Below are 12171 nucleotides of genomic sequence, written 5' to 3'. Positions count from 1 at the left end.
TTTATCTCACTCGGGTAGAACCCAGAACATTCCCTTCTGGAACAAGTATAAAGTAAAAAGGATGGAGACATGAAACAAATCAAGATTCACAACAGACAACAGCGGCGTGGTTTTACCCTCCTCGAAATGTTGATCGTGCTGGGCATTATTCTTGTGATCGCTGCGATGGTCGTTCCCAACCTGCTGGGAAGCCAGAAAAAAGCAAATATCAAAGCGACCCGCGCCAGTATCCATAATCTCGAACAGGCATTCAAACTCTATGCCGCCGAGAATAATGGCGAATATCCTCAAGGCGGACCGGAACAGTTACAACTGCTGCTCGAGCCCGTCAGCACGGATGGTCAGGCTGCTGAACCCTTTATTGAATCTCTGCCACTGGATGCCTGGGGGCAGATGTTCCACTACGAGTACCCGAACAATAAAGCGCAGTCCACCAAGCCGGCCATCTGGTCCTCCGGTCCCAATCAGCAGGATGAAAACGGTTCCGGCGATGATGTTAATAACTGGGAGCAGACAGAATAGTTTCTGTCCCGCTCCAGTCTTTGATTTTGCCAGAGGATATTCCACGTGATCCACCACCAGTACCAGCCAGGAAAACAGCATTCACGACGAGCCGCTTTTACGCTGCTCGAGATGCTGCTGGTCCTGGCTCTGCTGCTGGTTCTGGTCAGTGTCGTGTGGCCGGCGGTGTTGCGCATCAGTGCGAGCAACCGGCTGCGACAGAGCATGCAGGATCTGAATTCCGCCTTTGCTGCCGCCCGGGTGCGGGCCATTGATCAGGGGGTGATGTATCAGGTCTTTCTGGAACCGGGAGGGCGACAATATCTGGTCGTTCCCGTCGATCAGGGACTGCTGGGAGGCGAATCTTCTGGAGCCAATACGGGTACCATCGCGACCAGTCAATCTGTGCTCTCGGGGAAGTTGCCCGAGGAATTCCAGTTCAGCCAGGAAACTTCGGCAGTTGTGACAGAGGCGGCAGTCCCCTATGTCTGGTTATCAAACCTGCCAAATTCAAAAGACTGGAACTGGATGCAGGGAGCTTTCCCCATCACCTTTTATCCGGATGGGACGGCTGCCTTTGATTTAAATCAGGATGTTCTGAAAGAAAAGCGTTCCGTGGCTCGCATTCAACTGCGCGGCCTTACCGGTACGACCACGGTTTCCTACGGACAGGGGAAATCGTCATGATCAGCATTCCAACAAACAAACGCACTCGTGCCGGGCTGACCCTGCTCGAGGTCTTAATCTCACTGGCGATTTTCCTCGGCGCACTCACTGCCCTCAGTCAGTTGATTGGCATCGGTTCCCGGGCAGCTGTGCAGGCACAGTTACGAACACAGGCAATACTTAAATGCCAGTCAAAACTCGCGGAAGTACTGGCGGGAGCCCAGCCTCTGGAATCGGTCTCTCAGGCTGCGTATGAAGATGAAGAAAACTGGAAGTGGAGCCTGGATGTCCAGCCTGGCGCCTACGAGAATATGTTGCAGTTAACAGTCAGCGTGCTCTACTCCGGAGCGGGAGAAAGTGTCACGACCAGCTATCAGCTGACAAGACAGATTCGAGATCCGGCAATGCTGCTCGACGCAGCCAACACGGTAGAGTCGGCAACAGAGCTGACACTGGAGGAGCAGCTATGAAACGCTCCTCATCGCACAAGCATGTTCACAAAGGACGAGTACCCGGGTTCACTCTGCTCGAAGTCATCCTGGCCATTGGGCTGACCAGTCTGTTGCTGGCTGCCATCTATTCCGCCCTGGATCTCTACTGGAAATATACAACTCTGGGGCATCGCCAGGTGGAACAGGCTCAGATTGCGCGAGCCGTCTTTCAGAAAATATCACATGATCTGCACTGTGTGACTTATCGACTGGAGACAGCAGAAGCAGAGACGGAGGGTACAGGCTCTGCCGATTCAGAGACCGAAGAAGCAGAAACCGTCGAAATCCAGGTGACCAGTACCGATGATGCCTACACTTCGGGAAACATTGGTGTGTATGGCGATAGTCAGTCTCTTGTGCTTCACACCAGTCGACCAGCCCGCCAGCCTCTGCTACTCTCTTCGAATTCTGGTGCAACTAGTGCGCAGAATGTCCGCAGTGATCTGCTTTCCGTATCTTATTTTCTGGCAGTTGCGGGGGCCGGAGGACTGCAAGGGGCCGCCGGCGATCAGTTTCGGAATACTTCCGGGGGTGGTGAAGATGTGCAGGGAGTGGCTCGTCTGGAAGGCGACCGGCTCTCAATGAGCATGGCAGATCAGGCTGCGGATCTGGAGCAGATGGCGTCACAGTCAGAACTCCTGGCACCGGAAATCAGCAGTCTGCAGTTTCAATATTTTGATGGCACTGACTGGCTCGAACTCTGGGACAGCACTGAATACGGGACTGTACCGCAGGCAATCAGGGTCACAATCGGCTTTCGCAGCGATCTGCAACAGACTTCGTTGGAGTCTGTGAACGAAAAAATAAATGGTTACAACAATACTTACAGCATGGTGATTGCACTCCCGCTGGCTCGACCTGCGGTATTACAGACCACAGAACAGGACACCAGTTCGTTTTAATCAGACCTCTGATAATAATCCATGAAGTACGCCGTCAATTCACAACCTGATTTTCGTAGCATTCGACAGACACCTGTCGGCAGGCTGTCGGAACGCGCAGGTAGCACTTTGCTGGTCGTGCTAGTAGTAGTGGTGATGCTCAGTCTGGGGGCGTATACCTTTTCGGAACTGATGATCGTGGAGATCGAAGCCACCAACAGCTATGGTCGGGCGATTCAGTCTCGGGAGCTGGCGCTTTCCGGAATCGAACTGGCGGCCGCCTATGTTGGAGATCGCTCTGATGTTGATGGCTGGAATTCGTATCACAATCCGAGTCAGTTTCAGAATATCAATCTGATTCCCAGCGATGTTCCCCGCGTGAGTGGCTATTTCAGTATTGTTGCCCCGGTCATCTCAGACGCACAATCAAAAACCATTCGCTTCGGATTGAGTAATGAGTCGGGCAAGCTGAATCTCAATATTCTGGCGACAGAAGAGGACAATGAACTGGATGTTGAGGCAATCACCGCTGTTGACCGTCTGATGTATATCCCGAATATGACTGAGGAAATTGCCTCGGCGATTCTGGACTGGATCGATGAAGACGATGATCCACGTGCGTATGGTGCTGAGAGCGATTACTACGGCACTCTGGAGTCACCTTATTACGCAAAAAATGCCGCGCTGGAATCACTGGATGAACTGTTGCTCGTCCGTGGCGTGACTCCGGAACTGCTCTACGGTGAAGATACAAATCGCAATGGGATTCTCGATCCGAATGAGAACGATGGTGATGCCACTCTGCCCCTGGACAATGCAGATGGGGGGCTGGATGCAGGCTGGTCGGCTTACCTTACAGTACACAGTCGAGAAATCAATATTCGTCCGGATGGCTCTGAGAAAATTAATGTCAATCAGACGATGCTGACAGAGCTCTACGATCAACTGGAGACCGAACTGGGACCTGATGAAGCCCGGTTCATCGTCGCTTACCGAGTGAGTGGCCCCGTGCAGACTGTAGAAGATCTGGACTCAGGGCCAACCTTGACGACCGTGGGAGGTAATACTTCGGAACAACAGGCTTTAAACGAACTGGCCACCGGGCTGGCTAAAGCGATGTTTTCAGAGGAGGGAGTGACGGTCACCCGGGGAGGCATGGATCTGTCTGCCGGAGCCGCATTCACAATCAATTCCATTTATGATCTGGTCGGCTCAGAAGTGGAAATCGAAATCGATGGAACCAAGACAACACTGACCAGTCCCTGGCCGGCAGACGCGGCCAGCATGACGACCAGTCTCCCGATTCTCCATGACATGTTGACGACCACTAAGAATCAATACATTGAGGGACGAATTCAGATCAGTGAAGCCCGGCTGGAAACCCTGCTGGGGATTCCCGAAATGGATGAAACGCTGGCTCATGCGATCGTAAATTCCCAAATGACTGCTACAAACGGAGCCCCTGCCACAGAAATCAGCCAGGCACGTCAGACAACGGGATGGCTTGTGATTGAAGGTCTGACGACAATAGAACAGTTGCGAAAACTGGCCCCCTATATCTGTAGTGGCGGCGATGTCTTTCGAGTGCAGACGCTGGGCTATTTCGGTCAGTCCGGACAGATGACCCGCATGGAAGCCATTATTGACGGAACTTTTATTCCGCCACGTATTACCTACGTTCGTGATTTAAGTAATCTCGGTGCAGGCTATGATCTTTCGACAGTACAGGGAATGTCACCGGATCAGTAATTGCAGAATACCAGACAAACCGGCAGTCGAATTCAGCCTGTTTGAACTCGTTTATTGAGAATTTTATTATGGCAGATTATCTGGCAATCAACTGGGACAAATCGAAGCTGACTGGAGTCGAAGCGCATGTTGGCGTGGCGTCGGTCTCCATCAAACGCACCTTTGAAATTACCTGGCCGGAGCAACATCGTCCTGCGCAGGATCCGGTCTCTGCCGGCAGCTGGCTTAAGAATGAACTGCATCGCCTGGGAGTCTCCGCGAAGCAGGTCCTGATTTCGTTTCCCCGTCACGAATCCACGGTGCGCCTGATTGAAATTCCCGATGTTCCTCTGGATGAAATTCCGGAAATCGTACGTTTCCAGACCGCTACAAAATCTTCTGTCCCTCTGGGACAGTTAATGCTCGATTACCTGCTGATGCCGGTTCAGGATGGTAAGACCACCCGCGACGTTCTCGTTGTCAGTATCGGAAAAGATTTACACGACAAAGCTCTGAAAACATTTCAGTCGATGGGGCTGGAAGTCGCCTCCACGGGACTTAGCTCTATCAGTACTGCGGAATGGGTTGCCCATACGACTACGGGAGACCTGGAATCGCCGACATTGATACTGAATCCGACGGACGGTTATCTGGAAATGTCATTGATCCAGTCGCGTCGGTTACTGTTTACCAATTCCGTACCGGTTTCTGTAGCAGATGGAACTGTTTCGAATCAAACAATCCAGACCGAACTGAAACGTTTTCTCATGGCACGTAGTGCTCAACTGGCCGGCCAGGGGATCAGTTCCATCAGTCTGATCGGTGATGAGTCCCAACAGCAGTCACTTATTCAGGATCTGCAGGAACAGTATCAGTGTCCAGTCGAAGTTTTGAATCCACTGGCATCTGTATCGACTGCAGAAACTTCTCTTGTACCGGGCACTGTGGCAGGACCCCTGGGACTCGTTTCTGCTCGCCAGCACAAACGGCTGGAAACAGTTGACTTTCTGCATCCCCATAAAGCAGAAGAAAAACCTGATCGCAGAAAACTGCAGATTGCTCTCGGAGTCGGTGGTCTGGCGTTGATCGTCTTGACGGCTCTGTTCCTGACACATCAGCGGGTTACCGAACTGGAAGAAGAAATAGCAGGACGGCAGAAAGTGCAACGCGACCTTGATGAACTGCTCAAGCGGGGGCTGCCCACTCTGGAGTCGGTGGCGGTGATCGAAGAATGGGAAAAATCGAATTCGCCGACATTAAAGGTCTTTCAGGAACTGGAACGTGTATTACCGGGAACAGATCGGATCTATTTAAGTGAGCTCTCTGTGAGTCGTTCCAGCGGCCAGTCATTGAGCCGTCTACGTACGACAGGCAATGCCAAAGATGACCTGGACGTGAGAGATCTGAATCAGCAGCTCTCATACAACAATTACCGGGTGCATCCCAAACGAAGTAATAATCTGACAAGCGATACCGAGTACCCGGTTCCCTTTGAAATTGATGCAGAACGCCTGCCGCCTCAAGAAGCCCCCACAACAAAGTCGGCAACGGAAACAAAAAAATAATGTCAGCAGTGGTTAACTGTCTGAGCTGCCACGATCTTGATTAGTGTTGAATGTAAAAGTTATGCAGAAACGAGAAAAAATACTGGCTGCGATTTTTGGGACCGTCATTCTGGTCTGGCTCGGGATGCCTGTGATTAACAGCACCTTTATCGAACCGGTTCAGACACGGCAGAATCAGCTGAAGGCATTGAATCAACAGATCGATCAGAAGGAACACAAGGAACTGGAACTGCTCCGCTCTGCCCGACAACTCGGTGACTGGGTGGCGCATAGTCTCCCGCCTGACGAGCATGACGCGCAGCGTCTTTACCTCGAATGGTTGAGCGATTTAGCGGAGCTCTCGGGCATTACCAATCTCAAGCTCTCACCCGGGCGGCGGATTCGGGAAGGAAAGACCTATATTGCTATTCAGGTCTCGCTGGAAGGGACAGCAACTTACTCTCAGCTCACACAGTTTCTGCTGCACTTCTACCAGACCGATTTACGTCAGAACATCATCAATCTGGAACTGGACAGCACCGGGACTGCAAAAGCGGATCAACTCGAAGTGAAGTTAACTGCGGAAGGACTGGCACTGAGTAAAGCCAAGCCGCGCGAACAGCTGTTTCCACGTACCAGGTTGTCCGAGAGTCTGAATTTTGATGCAACCAGTCTGAAACTGAACGGAGCTGGGGAGTTCCCGAACGAAACGCCGTTCCGCGTGCGGATTAATCAGGAATTCCTGACAGTGAATGCGATTAAAGGTGATACCTGGACAGTTACCCGTGGTGCCAGCCAAACGGTGCCGGCACGTTACGATGCGGGGACTCCGGTCGAACTGGCTCCCATGAATCAGACGGCAGAAGGAAGTACGAAGCTGCAGCAGCCTCTGACCCAGGATGCTCAGCTTCTCAAGGTTCTGTCGGATCGCTATTTCCCTTCTGGCGAGAGCTTCCTGATCAAAATTGATAACGAAATTCTGAATGTGAGCAATCGGAACACAACTGAGTGGACTGTCCAGCGTGGTCTGCTTGATACCAGACCAGCCACGCACAACAAAGGAGCGGCTGTAACTCAGGTACCAGAATACCTGCAGGCTTTGTATGACTATCAGCAGGTCGCTGAAAACAGTCCCTTCGCCAAGCCTGTCCCTGACAAGGTTTATCAACTGGAACTTCGCGACATTGGGAAACAGACTCTGATCAGAGGTAACAGCCTGGATCTGTCCCTGCCCCTTGCAGGGATCAATCCTTCACAGTCAGCACCGAAGATTTCTGTCAAATCAGATTTACCTGGGATTGTGGCCCAGGCTGGAAAACTGCAATGGGCACCGGCAACTGAACAGAAGACTGGAACATTTCCCGTGACAATCACTGCCACCCAAGGCGATCAGAAAGTTGAGAGAATGTTCGAGATCGAGTTTCTGGAAAAAAATACCGCCCCTCAACTGGAAACGGTATCTAATGTGACGGCATACCAGACGCGCCCCTTAACGCTCCAGGTAAAAGCAACCGACTCGGATCAACCCGCTCAGAAGTTGACATTCGAATTAGAGTCTGGTGCCCCTGAGGGTATGCAGATCAACGCTCAGACAGGTGAGTTGACCTGGACGCCATCCGTTGCGACAGAAATGAAAGAATACCCCGTAACAATCAAAGTGACTGATTCCGGGATACCGTCTGCGTCCAGCACACAGAAGCTGACAGTCAATGTCACGTTGGATGATGCATTTTTTACATTTTTAACTGGCAGTATCGAACTGGACGGCCGTCGAATCGCCTGGATCCGCAATCGCGCTACCAATGAAAAACGGGAAGTCAAAGAGGGGGATTCAATCGATGTCGCAGATTTGCATGCGGTTGTGAAAACGATCACCGATCAACACATCATTCTGGAAATAGACGGAAAGCCCTGGATGCTCTCTTTGGGAGAAAATTTCAGATCTCTGCGAAACCTGGCCTCGGTTCCCGTGTTAAATTAGAGCCGCATCCCCTCTCTCTCATGTGGCATTTGTAAAAACAAAACTCTCCTATCTACGTAGACTCACCTCTCCTTTTATCAATCCAATACATCCTATTTTGCCTGCCGGTTTTCACCAGCAATGTATTTCTTCCTGCGCCTTCATTCTACGTGGCGTTGTAAGTTGCTGATAAATATGCGCTTAACGCGATAGATGTTCGGTGAAAAAACGCCGACTTTCTTGGCAAAATCAAAACCTTTGTTCAATGTGAATGTTAAACTTTACCGATAATAACGATTGTAGGGATTCTGTCGGAGATGATCTCGCTCGAGATGCGTCCACTTTCCCGACCTTTGATTCCTCTCGTTCACTTCTGATTCTAATGGGGTGCCCCCTTGTTTTCTTACAATAGAATAGTCAGAAAATTTTCCAGACATCTACGTTGTCTGTTAGCGATTCTTATACTTTGCGGTCCCTCTCTCTCAGCATATGCTGACAGCAAACCGGGATTTTGGAACCGCCTGCGCAAACCTTCCTCTGCGTCGTCTGATCAGTCAGCAAAAGCTGCAGTGGTGACCTCAAAGAGTGTTCCCGTATCCGAACTGCCCGCAGAGGGACAGGATGAAACACAAAACAGCGAAGATGTTGCCAATATCACCCTGAACCATTTGCAGTCCACCTGGGATCAGGTGCTTCGTAAAGTCGCAGAACAAAGCGGACTGACGCTTGTGATGGATGTTGTTCCCAAAGGATTCTTCTCCCGCAGAGACAAACGGCCTCATACCCTCGAAGAAACGTTTCAGATTTTGAACCGGGAGCTGGAACCCAAAGGTTTCCGTCTGTTACAGAAAGATAAATTTATTGTCGTCCTGGATCTCCGATCGACCAAGGCGCGATATATCCGTCCGACAATTCAGTCAGCAGACAATGAATCAGAGCAGCCTCAGCAGAAGCCGTCAGAAGTCGAGCGTGTAGCACATCAGGAAACTGCACCAACCTCGGTTCCAGCAGCCAGACACGCTGATATCGCCGCTTCAGTAGAACCACCGACATTTGAGAACAGTGCCCGTCAGTTACAACCGGGCACAGCTGAACCTGCAAAAGTTCTTTTCAGTGTCCATCCCCGCACCGTTCATAGCACCGATATTCTCAGACTGTTCTATCATGCATTTGAAACACAGGCAGAACTGCAGGGGGAAGGCCCCCGGGGGTTGCCTGGTATTGTGGTATTTGAATCACGCCAGCAGACACTGAATCATGATCAGGACGGCAAAAGCCTGGATGTGATCTCAGCTCAGGTCGATTTTCGTATTGGTCTGGACAAACAGAATAATGAACTGGTTTTCGAGGCATCGCGGAAGAAAGCTGCAGCCCTCAAATCAACCGTTCTGAAGCTGGACCGATCTGCCAATGGTTATGCAGAGTCGATTCAGCTCGTAACAGGTTCGCCACAAATTGGTCGAGTTGCACAGACACTGCATCAGCAGACACAGGTTGCCTCCACTGCGGCCTCTACCCGAAACAGGCCGGCAAAAGGCTATGTAGATCAGCTGGGTTCGCCTCGTGAGCAGCGGATTGACCAGCTGCGGGAACGTATCGACCAAATGTCGTTTGATGAAGCTCAACCACAAAACCCGAACGCTCCACAGGTACCACCTCAACCGGCTGAAAAACCGGAGAACACGGCCCCAAAGCCATCGTTACCTGAACTGTTACAGGACCTGAGTGGTAACGTCAACATTGAGTCGGTTCCGGATCTGGGAGTCCTGATTCTGCGCGGAAAAGATGAAGATGTAAACGCGCTGATGAAGATCATCAAGGAACTGGAAAAACTCAGTGAAGGAACACGTCCTGATATTCATCTGTTAAACCTGCGGCACGTGAACTCCGCTGCTCTGGCAGAACTGTTGAATGGTGTTTACGAAGACCTCGTCAAGCTGCGGGCAATCCAGGGGCAGGAACAGAAGATTAAAATCATTCCCCTGGTAAAACCGAATGCCCTGCTGATTCTGGCTCCGGAAACCGACATGCCCTCGATTCTGAAACTGGCTGATGAACTCGATCAGCCTGTAGATCCGATGAATGAGTTTGGAGTATTTCAGCTGAAGAGCGCCAGCGCCAGTCAGGTTGCGACAACTCTGCGTGAGTTTTACAACGAGCGTGGCGGACTGGGGACGCGGGTTGTGGTCTCGCCAAATATTCGCACGAATTCGATCATCGTGCAGGCACAGCCTCGCGACATGCAGGAAGTGGCTGCTTTAATCAATAAGATTGACCTGGATCAGTCGCAGGCGGTGAGCCGTGTTAAGATCTTCCCACTCAAGAATGCCATTGCCGCCGACCTGGCGGAAACATTGAATGCTACTCTGCAGAGCGTATTAAATCCGGCAGCCGCCCGGACCACGACCGGTCTCGGAGCCAACATCGGTGGCGCAGGCGGGGAAGCCGCACAGCAGTTGCAGGAAGCCCGCTCTGTGGTACTCGAATATCTCTCAAAAGAAGGACAGCAGAGTCGGGTACTCAGATCCGGCCTTCTGGCTGACATTCGCCTGATTCCTGATCCTCGGGCCAATACACTGGTTGTAACAGCCCCTAAGGATAGCCTGGACCTGATCGGCGCTCTGATTCAACAGTTTGACGAACGCGTCATCACGGTTGCAGAGCTTAAAGTCTTTACTCTGAAAAATGCTGATGCTGAGTCAATGGTCACATTGTTACAGTCAACATTCTCAGAGGAAAACCAGCAGACCGATCTGGGAATTCAGATCGCAGGCGTAAATGATGCGAACAGCAACCTGATTCCACTCAAGTTTTCAGTCGATCGCCGTACGAACTCTGTTGTTGCCCAAGGGGGCGCCGATGCTCTGCAGATCGTGGAAGCGATTCTGCTCAAGCTGGATGGTGCCGACAGCCGCAAGCGGGAAACAACCGTTATTCAGTTGAAGAATACACCGGTGGCCGATGTGTCTCAGGCAATCAATGAATTTCTGGAAACGCAGCGATCACTGATCGCTCAGGACCCGGATCTGATCAGTAGTTTCGAACTGCTCGAACGCGAAGTAATCGTGGTTCCGGAACCGATCAACAATAATCTGATCATCAGTGCGACTCCCCGTTATTTCGAACAGGTTTCCAACCTGGTCAAAGAGCTGGATAAAGAAGCACCTCAGGTGATTATCCAGGCTCTGATTGTTGAAGTGGAACTGGATAACGACGATGAGTTTGGTGTGGAACTGGGTATCCAGGACTCCCTGCTCTTTAACCGCAGTCTGATTGATAATGTTCTGACGGTACAGCAGACCGTAACCGGTCAGAATAACGTGACTCAGACCAATCAGACGATCGTGTCTCAGGAAGCAACACCAGGTTTCATCTTCAATTCTGTGAATCCTCTGGGGACCAATAACACGAATAATACCGGGAATACTGCAGGTCAGGCACTGAGTAACTTCTCGCTGCAGAGAGGCAACAGTGATCTTGGTTTCGGGGGACTGGTACTTTCTGCCAGTTCGGAATCAGTGAGTATCCTGATTCGGGCCCTCGCCGCTAAGCGAAACGTGCACATTCTGAGTCGTCCACAGATTCGTACCGTGGATAATGTGACAGCTCAAATTCAGGTCGGTCAGATCGTGCCCGTGGTCAACGGGGTTTCTGTCACCGCAGTCGGTTCAGCGAATCCTGTTATCGTGCAGTCGGAAGCAGGGATTATCCTGACGGTCACTCCCCGAATCAGTCCGGACGGTAACATCGTCATGGAAACCCTGGCAGAGAAAAGTGACTTTAATGGATCGAGTGTTCCCATCTTTACCGATGCCACGACCGGAAACGTTGTGGAATCTCCCATCAAGAATATTACCTCCGTGCAGACAACCGTCAGTGTGCCTAACGGACAGACCGTTGTTCTGGGGGGCATGATTACGGAATCTGATACCACGATCGAACGTAAGGTTCCCTGGCTGGGTGACATCCCCGTTCTGGGCATCCCCTTCCGTTACGATTATCTCTCTACACGTCGTAAAGAACTGCTCGTGTTCCTCACGCCGAGAATTATCCGCAACGATGCAGATTCTGAATTCATCAAGCAGGTGGAAGCCGAACGAATTCATCTACAGGTGGAAAAAGCAGAAGATATGCACGGTCCCATCTTCGCAGTGCCTCCGGGAGAACCGGAATTCATGCCCGATGGCCCTGGTATGCTGGAAGAGATTCCCACGACTGTGATGCCACAATCGAATCTGAATCCAATGCCCGAAACTCCGCCGGCACCTGCTCTGGGGGGAGAAATTCAGCAGATGAATTATGAGACGAAATCAAAACCTGCGATCCCCACTAAACCTGCTCCGAAAACACGATTCAAGAAACCGAAATTCCCTTACTGGAAGCGAGACTAAGTAATGCAG

At 51.3% G+C, this 12171-nt stretch carries 8 protein-coding genes; all 8 read left to right on the top strand.

What is annotated here, in order from left to right:
* The first annotated feature begins 69 nt into the window (after positions 1 to 69).
* The gene (locus tag FYZ48_RS20660) at positions 70 to 522 is read left to right on the top strand and encodes a type II secretion system protein GspG (RefSeq protein WP_145044025.1); all 453 of its coding nucleotides are present in this window, start codon (positions 70 to 72) and stop codon (positions 520 to 522) included.
* A gap of 45 nt (positions 523 to 567) precedes the next feature.
* Positions 568 to 1188 carry a prepilin-type N-terminal cleavage/methylation domain-containing protein gene (locus tag FYZ48_RS20655; protein ID WP_187782139.1) on the top strand — a complete coding sequence of 207 codons (621 nt, stop codon included), beginning with the start codon at positions 568 to 570 and terminating at the stop codon, positions 1186 to 1188.
* Entirely contained in the window at positions 1185 to 1637 is a 453-nt protein-coding gene (locus FYZ48_RS20650; RefSeq protein ID WP_149343877.1) for a type IV pilus modification PilV family protein, read from the top strand. The genes FYZ48_RS20655 and FYZ48_RS20650 overlap by 4 nt, the downstream gene beginning before the upstream one ends.
* The gene (locus tag FYZ48_RS20645; protein ID WP_149343875.1) at positions 1634 to 2560 is read left to right on the top strand and encodes a prepilin-type N-terminal cleavage/methylation domain-containing protein; all 927 of its coding nucleotides are present in this window, start codon (positions 1634 to 1636) and stop codon (positions 2558 to 2560) included. The genes FYZ48_RS20650 and FYZ48_RS20645 overlap by 4 nt, the downstream gene beginning before the upstream one ends.
* A gap of 21 nt (positions 2561 to 2581) precedes the next feature.
* Complete coding sequence (locus FYZ48_RS20640) at positions 2582 to 4288, top strand: type II secretion system minor pseudopilin (protein WP_149343872.1); 1707 nt, start codon at positions 2582 to 2584, stop codon at positions 4286 to 4288.
* A 68-nt stretch (positions 4289 to 4356) separates the two neighbouring features.
* Positions 4357 to 5832 carry a hypothetical protein gene (locus FYZ48_RS20635; RefSeq protein ID WP_149343870.1) on the top strand — a complete coding sequence of 492 codons (1476 nt, stop codon included), beginning with the start codon at positions 4357 to 4359 and terminating at the stop codon, positions 5830 to 5832.
* Between the two features lie 61 nt (positions 5833 to 5893).
* Positions 5894 to 7792 carry a cadherin repeat domain-containing protein gene (locus tag FYZ48_RS20630; protein WP_149343868.1) on the top strand — a complete coding sequence of 633 codons (1899 nt, stop codon included), beginning with the start codon at positions 5894 to 5896 and terminating at the stop codon, positions 7790 to 7792.
* Positions 7793 to 8343: 551 nt separating this feature from the next.
* Positions 8344 to 12162 (top strand): secretin N-terminal domain-containing protein, encoded by a 3819-nt coding sequence (locus tag FYZ48_RS20625; RefSeq protein WP_149343866.1) that lies wholly within the window; start codon positions 8344 to 8346, stop codon positions 12160 to 12162.
* Positions 12163 to 12171 lie beyond the last annotated feature (9 nt).

Origin of the sequence: Gimesia chilikensis, from assembly GCF_008329715.1 — a bacterium.
Taxonomy (GTDB): Bacteria; Planctomycetota; Planctomycetia; order Planctomycetales; family Planctomycetaceae; genus Gimesia; species Gimesia chilikensis.
This window is presented reverse-complemented; position numbering and strand designations above follow the sequence as displayed.